Below are 17886 nucleotides of genomic sequence, written 5' to 3'. Positions count from 1 at the left end.
CATTCGACTATCCCAGGAGACACGTTATGGCCACCCTCGAGACCCTCGACCCTTCCGCCGGCTTTGCCGCCGATCTGGTGCGAGCCACGGAAGCCGATGCCGTTACCGGCTACCGCCGCTTCCAGCTCGGCGAGTTCGCGTTTCAGCGCGATGAGTATTTCGTGAAGATCAGCTGGCCCGCGAAAGGTCAGACGCGCACGCATGCGATGCCGGCCGACGCGTTCCTGCGCGCGATGATGCGCGACGTGGCGTGGGGCTTCTTCTACGGCTGGGTGAATTTCGATCACGTGTTCGGCACGCGCAATCACTACGGCAAGGTGGACATGTATGCGGGTACCTTCAACGGCATCCTGAAAGACGCCGGGGTCGACTACACCGAGACCTTCGAAACGCCGACGATCATGGCGACCTTCAAGGCGATGCTGCACGACTGGACGAACGAAGGATTCGACCCGTTCGCGGCGCCCGAGGAAACGGGCACGGCATTCGGGCGCAAGCACGGCGACAACGGCTCGGCAATCGAGCGCACGCGCATCGCGACGCGCCGCATGCCGGGCCTCGAAGGCGATTCGCCGCTGCGCGACGAACTGCCGGTCAACCGCGCGTTTCTCGACGTCGCGCAGGACGAGCCGGAAGTGCATGTCGAGCCGGGCTTCGCAGGCGAACTGCACGCGTTCAACCTGTTCAAGTACCTGTCGCGCTCGGACGTGACGTGGAATCCGTCGGTCACGTCGGTGTGCGGGCGCAGCCTGTTCTGCCCGACCACCGAGGAATTCATCCTGCCGGTCTTCCACGGCAACGACCGCGTCGAATGGTTCCTGCAACTGTCCGACGAAATCGTGTGGGACATCGGCGACAAGAACACCGGCGCACCGCGGGCACGCGTCACGATGCGCGCAGGCGACATTTGTGCGATGCCCGCCGACATCCGGCACCAGGGCTACTCGACGAAGCGTTCGATGCTGCTGGTCTGGGAAAACGCGACGCCGGACCTGCCGCAACGCTACGAGAGCGGCGAGCTCGCGCCGTATCCGATCGCGTTCTGAGCAGCGCTTCAGCTTTCGCTTAAGCAATACACCGAGGACGATTCATGCAAACCCAACTCTTCATCGACGGGCGCTTCGTTGACGCCGTCGACCGCGGCACGATCGACGTGCTGAATCCTCACGACGGCTCCGTCATCACGAAGATCGCCGCGGCCACCGCGGCGGACGTGGACCTGGCCGTCGAAGCGGCGACCCGCGCGTTCCCGAAATGGTCGGCCATGCCGGCAGCCGAACGCGGCCGGCTGCTGCTGCGCCTTGCCGATGCGATCGAGGCCCATGCGGAGGAGCTGGCGCAGCTCGAATCGCTGGACACCGGCCACCCGATTCGCGATTCGCGCGCGCTCGACGTGCCGCGCACGGCGGCGTGCTTCCGCTACTTCGGCGGCATGGCCGACAAGCTGCAGGGCTCGGTGATTCCCGTCGAAACCGGCTTCCTGAACTATGTGCAGCGCGCGCCGATCGGCGTCGTCGGCCAGATCGTGCCGTGGAATTTCCCGCTGATGTTCACGAGCTGGAAGATGGGCCCGGCGCTGGCCGCCGGCAACACGGTGGTGCTCAAGCCGTCCGAAATCACGCCGCTGTCGACGTTGCGCATCGTCGAGCTGATGGCCGAGGTCGGGTTCCCCGCGGGCGTCGTCAATATCGTTCCCGGCTACGGGCATACGGCCGGCCAGCGGCTCGCCGAACACCCGGGCGTCGGCAAGATCGCGTTCACGGGTTCGACGGCAACCGGCCGCCGGATCGTCGACGCGTCGCAGGGCAACCTGAAGCGCGTTCAACTGGAGCTGGGCGGCAAGGGCGCCAATATCGTCTTCGACGATGCCGACCTCGACGCGGCCATCAACGGCGCCGCCTGGGCGATCTTTCACAACCAGGGGCAGGCGTGCATCGCGGGGTCGCGCCTCGTGCTGCACGAGCGTATCGCGGACGCGTTCCTTGAGCGATTCGTTGCGCTCGCATCGTCGATCCGGATCGGCAACCCGCTCGACGCCGATACCGAGATGGGCCCGCTGACGTCGAAGCAGCACCTCGAGCGCGTGCTGTCGTTCGTCGACGTCGCGCGCGAGCAGGGCGGCCGCGTGCTCGCCGGCGGCAGCGCGCCGCAAGATCCGGCGCTCGCCGGCGGCTACTATGTGCGCCCGACGGTCATCGAAGCGAAGAGCGCGACCGACCGCATCGCGCAGGAGGAAGTGTTCGGCCCGTTCGTCACCGTGCTGCGCTTCGGCAGCGACGAAGAAGCGCTTGCCATCGCCAATGCGACGGAATACGGGCTGGGCAGCGGCCTCTGGACCCAAAACCTTTCGCGCGCCCACAAGATGGCGTCGCAGATCAACGCGGGCATGTGCTGGATCAACTGCTACAAGCGCGTCAATCCGGGCAGCCCGTTCGGTGGCGTGGGCAAGTCGGGTTATGGCCGCGAGATGGGCTTCGAGGCCATGCACGACTACACTGAAGCTCGGTCAGTTTGGGTCAATGTCGACGGCAACGTGCCGCCGCACTTCAAGCGCTGAGGCTTTCATGGAACGTTTCGTCTATCAAGGCACGCCTTCCCGCGTGGTGTTCGAATGGGGCGCGCTCGCCAGGCTGCCGGATGAGCTGTCGGCGCTCGGCGCGCACCGCGCACTCATCCTGTCCACGCCCGAGCAGCGGCCGCTCGCCGACCGCGTGAAGGCGGTACTGGGCGAGCGTGCGGCCGGCGTGTGCGCACAGGCGGTGATGCACGTTCCAGTCGAAGTCGCGCGTGCCGCGCGCGAGATGGCCGCCGAACTGGGCGCGGACTGTTGCATCGCGATCGGCGGCGGCTCGACGATCGGGCTGGGCAAGGCCATTGCGCTCGAATCGTCGCTGCCGATCCTGGCCGTGCCGACGACTTACGCCGGCTCGGAGATGACGCCGATCTACGGGCTCACCGAAGGCCGGCTGAAGCGCACCGGGCGCGACGCACGCGTGCTGCCGCGTACCGTGCTCTACGACCCGTCGTTGACGTTGTCGCTGCCGCCGGGCATTTCGGCGGCGTCCGGTATCAATGCGATGGCGCACGCCGTCGAGGCGCTCTATGCGGAAGACGCGAACCCGGTGATCAGCCTGATGGCCGAGGAATCGATTCGCGCGCTCGGCGAAGCGTTGCCCGTCGTGGTGCGTGATCCGGAAGACCAGGAGATGCGCAGCCGCGCGTTGTATGGCGCGTGGCTCGCGGGAACCTGCCTGGGCGCGGTCGGCATGGCGTTGCACCACAAGCTTTGTCATACGCTCGGCGGCACCTTCAACCTGCCGCACGCGCAGACGCATGCGGCCATGTTGCCGCATACCGCGCACTACAACCATGCCGCCGCGCCCGACGCGCTGCGCCGCGTCGCGCGAGCGCTGGGCGGGAACGATGCGGCCGAAGCCGGCCCGCTGCTGTTCGGGCTGAACGAGCAACTCGGCATCACGCCGGCGCTCGCCGACATCGGGATGCCGCAGGAAGGCCTCGACGAAGCGGCCGACCTCGCATGCCGGAACCCGTATGCGAATCCGCGGCCGATCGAACGCGCGGCGATTCGTGCGCTGCTTCAGGACGCGTGGGAAGGGCGCACGCCGCATTGAACGGCTGGAAGCAAAAAGGGAGGCAGACATGACGAATGACCACCATGACAGCGACACGAGGCTGACCGAGCAGGTCGTCGCCAGCTTCGACGGCACGCCGAACCCGCGCTTGCGCGTGCTGATGCAGAGCCTCGTGCGGCATCTTCATGCGTTCGTGCGCGAGACGGAACTGACGGAAGCCGAGTGGATGGCGGCGATTCGCTTCCTGACCGAGACGGGGCAGATGTGCGACGACGTGGTGCGCCAGGAGTTCATCCTGTTGTCGGACACGCTCGGCGTCTCGATGCTCGTCGATGCGATCAACCATCGCTTCGCAACCGGCGCAACGGAGACGACGGTATTCGGCCCGTTCTACATCAAGGGGATGCCCGAGCGTGCGTATGGCGAGAACATGGCGCTCACGCCGGGCGCACCGGTCGTCGTGCATGGGCGCGTGCTGACCACCGACGGTGTTCCGGTGAAGGACGCCGTGCTCGACGTGTGGCAGACCGCGGAAAACGGCATGTATTCCGGGCAGGACACGGCGCAGCCGCACGGCAACCTGCGCGGCCGCTACCGGACCGATGCCGAAGGCCGTTACGCGATCACGACGATTCTGCCGGTCAGCTATCCCATTCCGACCGACGGCCCGGTCGGGAAGATGCTCGATGCCACCGGCCGCCATCCGTGGCGGCCCGCGCATCTGCACTTCATGATCGACGCGCCGGGCTTCCGTACGCTCGTCACGCATCTTTTCGACGAGGATGACCCGTACCTGAAGTCGGATGCCGTCTTCGGCGTGAAGCCGTCGCTGATGGTCGCGTATCGCCCGCGCGCCGCGGATGACGAGCTCGCCCGTCAGTTCGGACTGAACGGCCCGTACCGCGAAGCGACGTACGACTTCGTCCTCGACCGGAGCTGATCGAATGGCTCGATTTTTCGCGGTGTTTGCGACGGACCAGCCCGGTATGCGCGACGTGCGCGACCGCGTGCGGCTCAGTCATCGGAGCTACCTGCGCGCGGCTTCGCAGCACGGCGTGTATGTGCGGCTCGGCGGCCCGACGCTGGACCCGCAGGGGGACGCGATGAACGGAACGCTGCTCGTCGTGGAGGCCGACGACATCCATGCGGTGATGCAATTCGTCGGAAACGATCCGTATGTGAAGGAGGGGTTGTTCTCGCGCGTGGAAGTGCGTCCGTGGGACTGGAGCCTGGGAAACCCCGAGCAGAGAGTGTGAAGCGTGGACGCAACGCAACTCTGCCGCTTTTCCGATGTGCCGGACGGCGGCGCGCGGGTCATCGACGATGCTTGCATCGGACGGCCTGTGATCGTGGTGCGGCGAGGCGAGCGGGTGTGGGCGTACGTGAATCGTTGTCCGCATTTCTCGGTGCCGCTCGATTTTGTGCCGGGCAATGTTTCCTGCTACCGGTCGCAGGTGTTGATGTGTGCCCATCACAGCGCGCTGTTCCGGTTCGATGACGGTGTTTGTATCGACGGACCTTGCTCGGGTTCGGCGTTGGAAGCCGTGGCTGTCGAGGTGGATTCTGCCGCGTGGGTTATCTGGCGAGGCGCTTGATTCGAGTTTTCTGATCGGTATGGGTGGGGCAATCCATTTTCCATGCGGCGATCTTCGAATTTATAAATCAGTAAAACTAATCATATTCCAGGCGTCGTTATATCTGCCGGGGTGAAGGCGTTGTTTTACGAAGCATTGAGCGAGTACCCGCCACGTAGCGGGTAGCAGGCTCGCATTTCCACAAAAAGACGGAGACAGAATGAAACTCAGGTTTGGAGCAGTGGCGATTCTTGCCGTAGCGCAGGGCGCATGGGCGCAGAGCAGCGTGACGATGTTCGGTCTGATCGACAGCGGCATCACGTACGTCAGCAACGAGGGCGGCGGAAAGAACGTCAAATTCGATGACGGGATATACGCGCCCAATCTCTTCGGTTTCCGTGGCACCGAAGACCTCGGCGGCGGATATCGCGCCACGTTCGCGCTCGTGAACCAGTTCTCGATGGCGAACGGCGCGATCATCGGGTCCGGAATTTTCGGGCGTAATGCCTACGTGGGCCTCGAAAGCGACCGGTACGGCAGCATCACGCTGGGCAATCAGTACGACTTCATGGTGGATTCCCTTTTTTCCAAGGGAAATGCGATTGCGAGGGACATCAATGGGCTATACGGTTTCCGGAATGGCCCGTTCCAGCGTCTCGCGCTGCCGAACAATCCGACCGGTGCGTTTGACTGGGACCGCACGGCAGGCAGCAAGCCGATCGCGAATTCCGTCAAGTACAGTTCGCCGACGGTCGCGGGTTTGTCCGGCGGCGTGATGTATGCGTTCGGCGGGGTGGCCGGCTCGATCGGCGCGGACAATGCGGTCAGCGCCGGGTTGAACTATGAGGTGGGAGCGTTTGGTGTGGGCGCGGCTTATACGAACCAGAAGTACGGCCCGGCGCCGGGCGTGCCGTCGACCAGCGTGCGCAACTGGGGCGTCGGAATGCACTACGACTTTGGTGTCGTTACCGCGAGTGCGCTGGTGACTACCGTGCGGAATTCGTTCAACGATGCCGGGGTGTGGATGGCCGAAGGCGGCGGGGTGTGGCACGTCAGGCCGGATGTCGTCCTGGGGGCGAAATACATGTACATGAAGGGGAATGAAGCGGCGAACAACAACCATGCTCATCAGCTCAGCGTGGCGCTTCAATACCTGTTGTCGAAACGGACGATGGTTTATGTTTCGGCCGACTACCAGCGCGCGAACAGCGGCGCGAATGCGCAGGTCAATGGCGTGCTGGATCCGAATGCGGCTTCAAGTTCGGCGAGCCAGACGGTGGCGCGGGTGGGGTTGCATACGGTGTTTTGATTGGGGGTGGGGCGGCGGGCGGAACTTGCGTCAAGGTCCGCCCGGCACCGGACTGGTCGCGCGGCGACATGCCGACATGTGCGCCGCCGCTCGCTTCCGGTCGGTTGTTGTTGCCCGGGCAACACGGCAGTGTGCCCGTTGACCTGCTGCCGGGCCGACAATGAGCCTACGATGAGACGCGCCGACCACCGGTGAATTCAAGCAGTGGATGCGTTGCCGATCATTCCACTCTATAGTGCTCGTCGTTGACCGATCTGCGAGAAAATCAGGAGTTCGCCGTGTTTCACCGGAAATCCAAGTTGGGTCGTTCGAACTTCGTGTGCGTCGTCGCCTTGACGATGATGCTGGCGCCAATCGCGGCGCATGCAGAGGCGGAGGCTGTCGACGGCACGACGCGCATCGCGTCCGCTGTCAATCACGACACGTCACCCGCACGACCGATTGTCGGCGACGACCCGGTTGCAATTCGGGATGCGCTGAAGAAGCAGCACATCAGCACCATCCCACCTTCCTTGAGCAACCGGGTTCGCGGCCTGGTCTCCGGCGCTGCCGGCCGGCATGGCCCGAATCCCGACCTGGCGGCCGTCGATCTGGATCGTGACGTGACGTTCGTGGTGCCGGTGCGGTACGGGCTGAGGTACCAGTCACAGCGGCGCCTATTGACGCTGGACGTCGACCTGTTCGACGTAGAGCTCGACGACCGGACGGACATCCTGCTCAGAAAGGTCACGACGGGGCCACGAGGGCGAGGGCTCGTGATTGCACCCGAAGCGAAGGCAAAAGGGTACATCCAGCAGGTCGACATCATCGAACTCGAGTCCGGGAAAGGCAAAATGACCACGGTTCGTAGCCGCATGCGGCTTTCGCCCGCCGTGTACGCCCAAACGCATGGCGACTTCGCACTCGTTTTTTCCGGGCGCCTGGTTCGGCCTTACCTGACCGAACAAATCGAGCATGTCGATCCGAGCATTGACGAGCCGACGGACATTACGACCAGAATCTCCAGGTTGCACATGGATATCCATGCCATCTGGCTGGTGAGCCCGTCGAGCGGTGTCGTGCTGTCGAAGAAGCTGCGTCTGTCGAAGTAGCGTTTTTCCTGTACGACGCGATGATCTTGACCGGCTTCCGGAGTGCACGCATGTCCCGTGCTTCGACGCCGATCCTCTGCACGAATGCGTGCGTCCGCGGTGTAGTCGGCGTCCGGTCGAAACAATACAGCCGTGCGCGAAATGCACCAATGTTCCGGTATGTCGCTGTCGATGGGGCGTTGCGTCGCTCTGGGTTCGCGACGTGAAGAACCGCGGCTGGGTCGCCATTGCAAAGTAAGGAAAGGTTTGATCGGCCGGGCAAGTGGGAGGCGAGCCCCCTTCTCCCGGTTGTGGTCCGCCAGGGCACGCGTGAAGGGACATTGACCATCATGTAAGATGCGCACAGCTTAACCCCGGTCTTGAGAGGGACCGGGTTCTCGCGCACAACGGCAATTCGCCGAACAACAATAAGGAAGCCACGAGATATGCCGGGGATTTCCACTGAAGCCTTTTCCGTCTGGCACGCGATCCTGTCCGTTGCCCGACATGCACCGTCGCCCCATAACGTTCAACCGTGGCGTGTGCAACTGATCTCGGACGATTGCGCCGAGCTTTTCGTCGATGGCACGCGCACGCTGCCGAAAGAAGACGCGACCGGTTCGTTCCTGTTGTCCGCGATGGGCATGTTCATCGAAGCGATCGATCTGCTCGCGGCACCGCACGGCTTGCGTGTCGAATGGCAACTGCATCGTCCGGTGCAGGAATTCGCGGCCATCCTGTCCCGGCCGACCCCGCCGGGGCTGATTCCGTTTTCAGCATTGCGGCTCGTCGCCAACGCCGGGGTGTCGCGCGACGACCCGTCCGCGCTGATGATGGCGCGCCGCACGTCGCGCATTTCGATGGATCCGACACCGGTACCGGACGTGGCGGTCACGCAACTGGCGGCGCTGGCCGACGAATGGGGACATCGATATACGCACCTGTCGGGCGCCGAACTTGTCGAGCCGATCATCGCTGCGAACATCGACGCCGTGTTCCACGACATGAACGTCGCGGATTACCACGACGAAATCACCGCCTGGTTTCGCTTCACCGAACGCTCGACCGCCCGCCATCGCGACGGTCTCGACTGGCGCTGCATGAACCTGTCGCGCGCGGAGTTCTGGCTTTCCGCGCATCTGTCGAAAATCCTGACGTTCAGGCCGACGCGTTTCTATTTCAAGCGCCGATATCGCGCGCAACTGGGCCATGTACCCGCAATCGGCGTGCTGAGCGGCGATTTCTTCAACCCGGAGAATGCGATCGAGTCGGGCCGTTTCCTGCTGCGCTTCTGGCTGGCGCTGACGAGCCTCGGCCTGTATCTGCATCCGTACGGCAATCTGGTCACGAACCCTGACGCCGCCGCGTGGTTCAACGCGCATGCCCAGGTAGACAGGGCATGGCTCGTTTTCAAGGTCGGCTACTCGCGTACGCCGCCGCAAAGCCAGCGCAGGGCGCTCGCCGATATCCTCGTCGATGCGCCGGTTCCGTCCCACTCTCCGAGATCCGCATGAATACGCTCTATCGCCTGTTTCTCGAGGCCATTCTCTGGACGCTATGGTTCCTTCGCCGCGTGATCAGCGTCGACGGCCGCCTTTATGTGTTCCTCAACGCACCGGTGTTTCAGCCCTATCTGGCCTATGTCGGCCGCATGCGCGCCCGCGTGGCATTTCTCAAGGCGAGCACGGCTTGCCCGGCGTACATCGAGTTCCTGAAGGCCGAGGGCTACCGGGCCGGCGGGAAGTGGCGGTTGGCGGACCTGCCCGCCATGACCAAGGAGAATTACATCAAGCGCTATTCGATCGAGCAGCGCTGCTATGGCGGAGCCATTCCAAAGTCAGGCGTCGTCATCGACGAGTCGTCGGGGTCGACCGGCCAGCCCAACAATTGGGTGCGCAGCGCGGCCGAACGCAGCGACGTCAAGCGCATCCTGCAACTGAACTATCAGCTCGTGTTTCGCGACTCCGGCAAGATGTTGCTGAACTGCTTTGCGCTCGGGCCGTGGGCGACGGGCATGAACGTATCGATGTCGCTCGTCGACGTGGGCATCATGAAGTCCATCGGACCGGACAAGGCCAAGCTGATCAACACGCTGAAACTGTTCGGGCCGAAATATCAGTACCTGATATTTGGCTACCCGCCGTTTATCCGTTCGGTGGTCGACGAATGCGATCTCGACCTGACGCCTTATCACATCGATTTCATCGTTGGCGGGGAGGGGTTGTCGGAAGCGCTGCGCGACCATCTGCTGCGCAAGGCGAGCACGGTCATTTCGTCGTATGGCGCGTCGGACCTCGAGATCAACATCGGCGTCGAGACACCGACGACGATTGGTCTGCGGCGCGCGCTGATGAGCCGCCCGGAGTTGTGCCGCGAGTTGTTCGGCCGCGATACGCCACCGATGATTTTCCAGTACAACGCGCTCGACTACGTGATCGAAACGAATGCCGACGGCGAACTGCTGGTGACCATCGGACGCCAGTCCGGCGCCGCGCCGAAGATCCGCTACAACATTCGCGATTCGGGAGGGACGTATACATTCCGGGTGTTGAACAAGCGCCTGTCGGCACATGGCATGCGCCTGACGGACTTCGCGTCGCGGACCAGCCATTTCCCGTTTTTGTTTGTCTACGGCCGCAACGATTCGAGTGTGCCGTTCTACGGCGCGAAGGTGTTCCCGTCCGATATCGAGCAGGTTCTGTCCGCTTCGCCGGTGCTGCACGATGCGATCAGCACGTTCCAGCTCGCCGCGACCGAGGATGAGTACTTGACGAGCTTCCTGCACGTCCATCTTGAACGGGCCGCAGGAAGCGCGCAAATGCAGCTCGACGACGCAGTGCTGCATGCCGAGATGTTCGAGGGCATGAAGCGCGTGAATCAGGATTTTCGCGAGGTATCGAGGCTGTTCGAATCGAAGCAGGTGATCGTGCATGTGCACGATCACGATACCGGCCCGTTTCGGGGGCGCGATATTCGTATCAAGAATAGGTACATCGCGTGATGGGGGGCTTGCGGTGCGGTTGAGTGAGATGATTGTTCTCGCTCAGGAGGCACTTCTGAAGGAAGAGGTCTGAGCATACTGTGCAGCGTGGATACAAAGCCTGGTGCGAGCGGTTTTCAGCCGACACTCGCCGCGAGCTTGATTTGCCTTCGACCGCGCCCTTGAGCGCTCGGCAATTGGCGGCTCATATTGGAATACGCGTTTGGACGCCTGATGACGTTCCTGGGTTGCAGCCTGAGGCTAGGGCGGTGCTCCTGCGCAATGACGGCACGCCGAGTTGCTGGTCTGCTGTGACGCTCATCGTCGGCGAAAAGACGCTGGTTATTCTGAATTCGTCGCACTCGCCGGCACGGCAGGCGAGTGACCTGATGCACGAGCTTGCTCATCGTATTCGTAACCGTGAACCGGAAGAGATGAGCATCTCCACCGAAGGCCTGATGTTGCTGAGAGCGTACGACAAGGAGCAGGAGGAGGCGGACTGGCTGGCAGGTGTGCTTCTACTTCCCCGCGACGCTCTTGTCCATTCCGGCGCCAAGGGCTGTCCGACGACGAGGTCACCGTGGAATACGGTGTGAGCAAGAGGATGTACACCTATCGCGTCTCGATGACCGGTATGAACCGGCAGTTTCGGTGACGAGGCCAGCAAGCGACCGGCTGCCGCCCCAACCGGTCAGATGCCAGGCGTTACTGTCGAACTAGGTGGATGAACCTCAATCGTGGAAACAGCAGAACTTCAACCCCGCGTCGCGCCGGACGGCCGAAGCGTTGCTTTTGTGTTGTCGAACTGTGGTCAGGCGGTCGCGTGTCACGTGGCGCGTGAGGTCCTGGAGCGGCACTTTTGGGTGCCGCCCGGCGCCAGCGAGGCTCGGATTCTCCAGGCGTTTGCCGACGGCCGCGGTCGCCTCGTGGCCATGGCGGAGCGCAAGATGCTCGCACACGGCGATGGGCCAGTTGTGTTGACGATGGATGATTTCAGCAACCATTGGCGTCGGTAACGCCGAGCGGAATGTACGCGGCCTGTTATTTCTGGCAGTTGTTTTCTATCAATATAAATGCTTGCGAGCGAAATAAAAAAATGATTGCTCGGCGGTCGATTTGTGAATTTTTCAGGATTATGCGTTGAGAGATGGCTCGCGAGATAATTATGCCGTTTCACTGCCGATGGAGCGAGAGACGTGGCACTCGTTGTTAGGGTGGTGCAAGAGTATCAATATTACCGAGACGAAAGGTTTCGTTGCGTTGAATCGCGTTCGCAGGCGTCTGAGGCCCTTTTACCTTTGTTATCAAATCGAGCAGGTCGTTGTGGCAAAATCTCTTCTGATGTTGTGCCACTTCGCTTTATGTTCTTTTTTTACCTCCCGAGGAGATATTCGAAATGGGTAGGTTGCCCAACGCGTTGATGCTCGACGCAGGTATCGAGCAGACGAACCGGACGCTCATCCTGGACACTCCCCTCGGGGCGAAAGTGCTGTTGCCGCAGCGCGTTATCGGCGAATCGCGTATGGGCCGCGATTTCGACCTCGCGGTCGACGTTGTCTCCAGGGAGTCTGCGCTCCAGCTGAAGAAGCTGATGGCGCAACCCGTCACGCTATGGGTGCGTCAAGCCGACGAGTCGTATCTTCCGTGGCACGGCTACGTCTATGCGACGCGGCGCCTCGGAGCGGACGGGGGGCTCACTTACTATCAGCTTTCGTTTTCATCATGGATGCGCTTTCTGCAGTACCGGAAGGACGCACGCATCTTCCAGGACCTGACGACCGCCGACATCCTGGCCGAAGTGTTCAATGGCCATTCGCAGGCACGGGGGCACTTCCGGGTCGATGTGAAAGACCCGGGTGCGGTTCGGTCGTATTGCACCCAGTACGAAACCGACCACAATTTCATCCATCGGCTGATGGAGTCGGAGGGCTGGTTCACGTATATCGAGCACGCCGAGGACGGCAAGTCGCATACGGTCGTCGTGACCGACGACCTTTTCAAGTGCAAGGCACTCGCCATCCAGCAGGTATCGTTCTATCGCGGGGACCGGGATGGTCAAGCTGGTACGCTCGTCGAATGGAGCAGCGAGCGCACGACGCAAAGCGTCGGCTACGCGTTCAGCACGGCCGATTACAAACGTCCGTCGCGCGCTTTGCAGCGGGCGGGCCGTTCCCCGGCCGACCAAGGCGATATCCCTCAGCAGCTAGAGATGTACGAATACACCGGCCACTACAGCTTCCCGGTTACTGGCGAATCATATGACCGTGGAGAGCGCGCGGTGCGGGTCCGTCTCGAAGAAATGGCCTCACGCAGCAAACGTTTTCATGGAGCGGGCAGCGTGTCGTGCATGGACGCCGGCCGGTGGTTCACACTGGAAGACCACCCCGAACACGATGGCGACAAGCGCGAAGACCGCGAGTTCGCGATTCTCGGTGTGCGTTGGGCTATCCAGAACAATCTGCCGCTGGGCAACAGCCGTCCATTTCAGGGTAGCCTGCAGCGGCGCCTGTCACGTCTGCGTGCAGAGTACAAGGACCAGCAAGCCGCATTCGTGTCCAAAGACCGATTGGGCAATGAAAGCTTCGTGCTAGTCGAGATTGAGGCACAGCGTCGCTCCGTGCCTTTCCGCAGTCCGTTCGAGCACGCAAAGCCGGTCATGCACATGCAGACGGCCACTGTCGTCGGACCGGCGAGCGAGGAGGTGTACACGGACGAGTTGAACCGCGTGAAGGTTCAAATGCACTGGGACCGTCTGGGCGGCAACAACGAGACATCATCGTGCTGGATGCGAGTGATACTGCCGCACGCAGGCAAAGGGTTCGGTGGTGTTTTTGTGCCGCGAATCGGTCAGGAGGTGGCGGTCAACTACCTCGACGGGGATTGTGACCGCCCGGTCGTCAGTGGAGTGCTCTTTCACTCCGTCAACGCGCCGCATTGGCATTCGAACGGCCTGCTGTCCGGTTTCAAGTCCCAGGAGTACAGCGGTCAAGGTTTCAATCAACTCGTTTTCGACGACTCCACGTCGCAGAACCGGGCGCAGCTTTACAGCTCGACGGCGAATTCGTATCTGCACATCGGCTATCTCATTGACCACAACGGCAATACGCGCGGTAACTACCTTGGCACGGGCTTCGAGCTGAAGACTGAGGCGTCAGGCGCACTGCGGGCCGGACGCGGACTCTATGTGTCGACCTATGCCCGCGGCGGTACGTCGAATCAGCCGCTGGATGTGAAGGAAGCCACGCAGCACCTTATCGATTCGAGCGGCGTGATTCAGCATCGGTCGCTGGCAGCAGCGGACGGCAAGGCCGAGACCCTGGACGATGTCCAGGATGCCATCAAGGACTTCGCCGCAGCCACGCAGAGCGATGCGCAGGGCTCTATGGCGGGGGGCAGGACAGCGGGCGGAGGCACTGGAAGCGCCAATGCGTTTTCGCAGCCTGTCATGCTGCTCGCGAGTCCGGCGGACATGGGCCTGTCGACGCAGAAGTCGCTCCACGCAGCAGCGACCCAGCACGTCAATCTGGTCAGCGGCGAGAGCACTTACGTTTCGGCGGCCAGGTCGTGGATTGCCAGCGTTGGCGAGAAATTGAGCTTCTTCGTGCAGAACGCCGGTATCAAGCTGTTTGCCGGCAAGGGCAAGGTCGAAGTGCAGGCACAGTCGGACAACATCGAAATCACCGCCGACAAGACGGTGAAGGTCGTTTCCACCGCAGATGCCGTCAACGTGCTGGCCGAGAAGGAAATCACGCTGAGCGCCGGTGGTGCCACCATTCGTATCGCCGGGGGCAATATCTACGTCCATGCACCGGGTACGGTCGAGGTCAAGGGCAGTCCCCTCGTCTTCGATGGCCCGGCGGGCGACAATGCGTCGGCACAGCTCGCGTCATCGAAATCGTGCGCCCAGCAGTTTGCCGCCGCCGCGCAGGCCGGCTCGGCGCTCGTGTAGGGCGGTTGGTATGGTTCATTACGTCATCGTTGAGGCTGTCAACGGGAAGCTCGAGCTGTCCGGTGTGCCCCCGGTCTATGAAGTCGGTGAGTTGGTTCCTGCGGCGCGGCCCGAACTCGAGGGCGTGGCTCCGGTACTTTACTGTGCCGAGCATCCCGAGCTGCAATTGTCAGCGTTGAGAGAACGCGCCGAGTCGGACCTGAAGAACGGCTTGCCGCCGGTCGTTTGCGCCATTGTCGAATGCGGCAAGGCGACGGGCCGGCTGCAGCAACATCTGGCGGACCGGTTGATACTGCAGGCGCCGACTCCGGGCGATGCGGTCTTCCGCTACTACGACCCGCGCGTGTTTCCGCACTTGGGTCGCATCTTGAAGGCTGAGCAGATGAGGGCGCTTCTGGGGCCGGTTGAAACGTGGACGTACCTCGACCCCACGAGCGGCTGGACGGTGGTCAACGGCGTAACCGAACCGGAAGCAGCCTTCGTCGTTACGGCGGACCAGCACGCGCGAATCGCGCGTATCGAGCTGGTTCAGAGCGCGCTTGACCTGCTCCGGCGCAACGGTACGGTGTCTCGTCCCGATATGCCGGCGCTGCTTGATGCGCAGCTTGCAAAAGGCGAAGCCCATGGACTCGCCGGCGGGGACCTGCTTGCTTTTGCACTTCATGGCACACTCGTTTCCCCCTACTTCGACCGTCACCCGCGTATTCGGGCCGTTCTGCAGGCGCCGCAGAAAGCCCCGTATGCTGAAGCGGTCGCGAACTGGAGCGCAGCAGACTGGGAAACGATTGCGCGCGAGAGCATCCAATATCAATAAACAAGCCCGAGTGGCGGCACGAGAGAGATAGAGAATGGCACTCGACACAAATTTTGCGAGCATTTCCCAGCTCACGCAGTCTGCGATGCAGACAAGCTCGCGTGCGCCGAATTCATGCAACATGTGCAAGAAGAAGGGATTGCCGATTCTGCCCGTCCGCTACGGGGTCGTGGCCAACTCGAAGGCTCACAGCTCTGCTGGCGCGATGTCGCTCATGGGCAGCAAGTTCGGCGACGGCGTCGTCGGCATTGCGCTCAAGAAAGCGAAGTACACGTTGCGCACTTTGCGCTACGGCTATGTGTATATCTTCTATCCGAAGACACAGCGGTGGCAGATATATGCGGTTACGGCGGAAGGATACTTGTACGACTATCCGGTCGGCATCAAGCTCGACCGTAGCTTCGAGAAACCGTTCAGCTGCCATCAACCCGGGCATGCGCAACTGGCACAGTGCATCACCATTGAAGACGCCGAACATGCCGGAACCGTGTATCTAGCGTTCAGCGACGAGCTTTGGACGCAGAAAGTCCGCGACACCTATGCGAAGAACTTCATGGGCTGTCGTGACAAACGGATGCAGAAGTTCGATGCGACCGCCTGGTACAACGGCAACATGAAACAATCGCACGCGGACGGCCTGGACCATCTTGAGGGGCTTCTGAGCGAATACAAGGGAGGCAGTCCCGATGCGCTCGTCACCGGTTGCTTTCCGTACCACGACCGTGCCGGGCAGCAGCCGGTCCTGAAAAAGGCGATGGATTCCATTCTGCCGAACAAGGGGCTGTTCTTTGCGTTGTGGGACCCGGTTGGTATCACGCAGGAACTCAACTTCGAGCAGCGCGTCGCTTTCGGCGCCGCGCTCGCGCCGTATGGGCACGGCATCTGGGCTGCCAGCGCAATCGACGCGCTGCAAAAGGCGGTCGCGGTGTCGGCGAAAGAGGACGTCGAGCGTTTTGCCTACCTGCAAGAAGTCAGTGCCTATAACGGTTCGGGCGCCGGCTCTCTGTTCGATGGTGGCAAGGCGTTGGAGAAACGGCTCAAAAGCATTGATGCGCAGAAGGAGTCTGAACTTGCCACGGCCGGACCGGAGGCATGGAAGCCCTATACGACCCACTATCGGCAGCAGGCTATCGTCGACTTTCGGCAACAGATGGCGAACGCGATGAAGTCGGAGCAGGCGAGCACGCTTGTACCGCTGTCGCAAGACCATCAGGCGTGGCTGTCCAGTTCCGCACTGCTGAATGTTTTCGAGTCGGATTACGAGCCGGGAAGCTGGCGATGCGGACTGAGCTACACCAACACGTTTACACGATGCATCGAAGGCTCGGCTGACCGCAAGGATGTCGTTGATGTGCTCGTCAAATGGGCTAAAGGCAGCGTATCCGATACCCGCAATCCGTTGTTGAGGGCGTTCGTTCTGAATAGTCCAGTGTTGGCCGAGAAGGTCAAAGAAGTCTCCAGTTATCCGTATATGGAGCTGAGGGAGTTTGTGGCGAAGCTCATCGAGTCATACAGCAAGATAGAGCAGGTGGAGGAGTCGAAGGATAAGGGTATCAAGGTTGCTGTTGCGAAGGCGTTAGCGTGGCTTCTCCATGAGACAGGTGGGCCCGTGGCCGAAGCTATCAGTGCGAGCGTAGATACGGCTGCGGCCAAAGTGCTGTATGCGACTCTGTGCATGCGGACGAAACAGTTGTTCGAGTTTAAGGCCGTATACGGTTCGGTAAACCAGTGGGTGAACTACATCGCCCGTCAGATGCAGGAAGTGATGCCGGGCCGGCAGAAAATCAGCGTGCAGGACCTGAAAAAGCAGCTTCAGGACAAGGCCACCGTCGGGGGAGGCGTCGACCCGGAAATCAAGGCGAAGCAGTTCGTGCCAGTCGAAAGCCCGGCAACAGAGGCCGCGGCCTTGGCAAGCGTCAAGGCTAAACCTGGCTTCGAGAAGTTGGCTAGCGCGACGCTGACGCCAGACGTGGTAGAGACGATTTACATGCCGAAATTCCGACTTATGACGAAGGGGGAACCTGGGTTTGCTGGCATCGGGGCGATATTCAGTGCCATCAATCTTCGTTTTGCTCGTGAAGAGTTGAAGAAGTCGAACCGGTTCAATCAAACGGAAGCTGGCATCAAGTTCGACAACGCAATTGGTGGGCTCGTGGCGGGCGTTGCGCAATATGGTTCGTCTGCGCTGGAACAGCTGGAGAAGGCGGGCGTAAAGCTATCCGAAGGCATGGCCAAGGTCGGGCGATTCCTGGGAATCGTTGCTCGGTTCGGCGGGGCTGTTGTCGGGTTAGTATCGGCGGCTATCGACGCATACCACGCCTATGATGAACTCGAGCACGGAAATATCCTTATGTTTGCGCTCTACACTACGTCGGCACTTATCGGAGGGGCCTTGGTCGTTGCTGCATTTTTAGGAAGTGTTTTGACCTTGCCGTTGCTCCTTCTGGCTGCTCTTATCGGCGTGTTGATTAACTATTTCAAGAGTCGAGAAATTGACGATTGGCTAGAGCAATGCTATTTCGGTATCAAGGCGACTAGCGAAAGATTTGAACGCCTGGAAGAGGACCGGAAGGCGTTCACAGTAATTTTTTCTTAAA

15 protein-coding genes are annotated in these 17886 nt (G+C 61.6%); all 15 read left to right on the top strand.

Annotation, left to right across the window (positions count from 1 at the left end; all coding sequences use genetic code 11):
* Nucleotides 1–26: 26 nt before the first annotated feature.
* The 15 genes from AC3WLY_RS02010 to AC3WLY_RS01940 all read left to right on the top strand — a co-directional run bounded on the left by AC3WLY_RS02010 (nt 27) and on the right by AC3WLY_RS01940 (nt 17885).
* Complete coding sequence (locus AC3WLY_RS02010) at nt 27–1046, top strand: hydroxyquinol 1,2-dioxygenase (protein ID WP_492309603.1); 1020 nt, start codon at nt 27–29, stop codon at nt 1044–1046.
* A gap of 44 nt (nt 1047–1090) precedes the next feature.
* On the top strand, nt 1091–2557 hold the full coding sequence (locus AC3WLY_RS02005) for an aldehyde dehydrogenase family protein (protein WP_492309602.1): 1467 nt from the start codon (nt 1091–1093) through the stop codon (nt 2555–2557).
* Nucleotides 2558–2564: 7 nt separating this feature from the next.
* Complete coding sequence (locus AC3WLY_RS02000; RefSeq protein WP_492309601.1) at nt 2565–3632, top strand: maleylacetate reductase; 1068 nt, start codon at nt 2565–2567, stop codon at nt 3630–3632.
* A 28-nt stretch (nt 3633–3660) separates the two neighbouring features.
* Nucleotides 3661–4533: an intradiol ring-cleavage dioxygenase gene (locus tag AC3WLY_RS01995; protein WP_492309600.1), complete on the top strand. Its 873-nt coding sequence runs from the start codon at nt 3661–3663 to the stop codon at nt 4531–4533.
* Between the two features lie 4 nt (nt 4534–4537).
* Nucleotides 4538–4849, top strand: a complete 312-nt coding sequence (locus tag AC3WLY_RS01990; protein ID WP_492309599.1) for a YciI family protein — start codon at nt 4538–4540, stop codon at nt 4847–4849.
* Between the two features lie 3 nt (nt 4850–4852).
* Entirely contained in the window at nt 4853–5188 is a 336-nt protein-coding gene (locus AC3WLY_RS01985; protein WP_492309598.1) for a Rieske (2Fe-2S) protein, read from the top strand.
* 199 nt (nt 5189–5387) lie between these two features.
* Nucleotides 5388–6476 (top strand): porin, encoded by a 1089-nt coding sequence (locus AC3WLY_RS01980; protein WP_492309597.1) that lies wholly within the window; start codon nt 5388–5390, stop codon nt 6474–6476.
* A gap of 278 nt (nt 6477–6754) precedes the next feature.
* Nucleotides 6755–7567 (top strand): hypothetical protein, encoded by an 813-nt coding sequence (locus tag AC3WLY_RS01975; protein WP_492309616.1) that lies wholly within the window; start codon nt 6755–6757, stop codon nt 7565–7567.
* A 521-nt stretch (nt 7568–8088) separates the two neighbouring features.
* Entirely contained in the window at nt 8089–9060 is a 972-nt protein-coding gene (locus tag AC3WLY_RS01970; protein WP_492309596.1) for a hypothetical protein, read from the top strand.
* A complete protein-coding gene (locus AC3WLY_RS01965) occupies nt 9057–10547 on the top strand; it encodes a phenylacetate--CoA ligase family protein (RefSeq protein ID WP_492309595.1) in 1491 nt (496 codons plus the stop codon). Before AC3WLY_RS01970 ends, AC3WLY_RS01965 begins: the two co-directional genes overlap by 4 nt.
* A gap of 248 nt (nt 10548–10795) precedes the next feature.
* Nucleotides 10796–11122 carry an ImmA/IrrE family metallo-endopeptidase gene (locus AC3WLY_RS01960; RefSeq protein ID WP_492309594.1) on the top strand — a complete coding sequence of 109 codons (327 nt, stop codon included), beginning with the start codon at nt 10796–10798 and terminating at the stop codon, nt 11120–11122.
* Nucleotides 11123–11263: 141 nt separating this feature from the next.
* A complete protein-coding gene (locus AC3WLY_RS01955; RefSeq protein ID WP_492309593.1) occupies nt 11264–11542 on the top strand; it encodes a DUF1488 family protein in 279 nt (92 codons plus the stop codon).
* A gap of 380 nt (nt 11543–11922) precedes the next feature.
* The gene (locus tag AC3WLY_RS01950; protein ID WP_492309592.1) at nt 11923–14475 is read left to right on the top strand and encodes a type VI secretion system Vgr family protein; all 2553 of its coding nucleotides are present in this window, start codon (nt 11923–11925) and stop codon (nt 14473–14475) included.
* Nucleotides 14476–14485: 10 nt separating this feature from the next.
* Nucleotides 14486–15289, top strand: coding sequence for a DUF4123 domain-containing protein (locus AC3WLY_RS01945; RefSeq protein WP_492309591.1), 804 nt, complete (start codon nt 14486–14488; stop codon nt 15287–15289).
* A 34-nt stretch (nt 15290–15323) separates the two neighbouring features.
* Complete coding sequence (locus AC3WLY_RS01940; RefSeq protein WP_492309590.1) at nt 15324–17885, top strand: T6SS effector BTH_I2691 family protein; 2562 nt, start codon at nt 15324–15326, stop codon at nt 17883–17885.
* Nucleotide 17886: the final 1 nt, after the last annotated feature.

The organism is Burkholderia sp. FW306-1C-G01B, from assembly GCF_058781685.1.
This window is presented reverse-complemented; position numbering and strand designations above follow the sequence as displayed.

What these genes read in the sequence shown, in the direction of transcription:
- AC3WLY_RS02010 (WP_492309603.1), top strand. Translation starts at nt 27, where the DNA reads ATGGCCACCCTCGAGACCCTCGACCCTTCCGCCGGCTTTGCCGCCGAT.
- AC3WLY_RS02005 (WP_492309602.1), top strand. Translation starts at nt 1,091, where the DNA reads ATGCAAACCCAACTCTTCATCGACGGGCGCTTCGTTGACGCCGTCGAC.
- AC3WLY_RS02000 (WP_492309601.1), top strand. Translation starts at nt 2,565, where the DNA reads ATGGAACGTTTCGTCTATCAAGGCACGCCTTCCCGCGTGGTGTTCGAA.
- AC3WLY_RS01995 (WP_492309600.1), top strand. Translation starts at nt 3,661, where the DNA reads ATGACGAATGACCACCATGACAGCGACACGAGGCTGACCGAGCAGGTC.
- AC3WLY_RS01990 (WP_492309599.1), top strand. Translation starts at nt 4,538, where the DNA reads ATGGCTCGATTTTTCGCGGTGTTTGCGACGGACCAGCCCGGTATGCGC.
- AC3WLY_RS01980 (WP_492309597.1), top strand. Translation starts at nt 5,388, where the DNA reads ATGAAACTCAGGTTTGGAGCAGTGGCGATTCTTGCCGTAGCGCAGGGC.
- AC3WLY_RS01965 (WP_492309595.1), top strand. Translation starts at nt 9,057, where the DNA reads ATGAATACGCTCTATCGCCTGTTTCTCGAGGCCATTCTCTGGACGCTA.
- AC3WLY_RS01950 (WP_492309592.1), top strand. Translation starts at nt 11,923, where the DNA reads ATGGGTAGGTTGCCCAACGCGTTGATGCTCGACGCAGGTATCGAGCAG.
- AC3WLY_RS01945 (WP_492309591.1), top strand. Translation starts at nt 14,486, where the DNA reads ATGGTTCATTACGTCATCGTTGAGGCTGTCAACGGGAAGCTCGAGCTG.
- AC3WLY_RS01940 (WP_492309590.1), top strand. Translation starts at nt 15,324, where the DNA reads ATGGCACTCGACACAAATTTTGCGAGCATTTCCCAGCTCACGCAGTCT.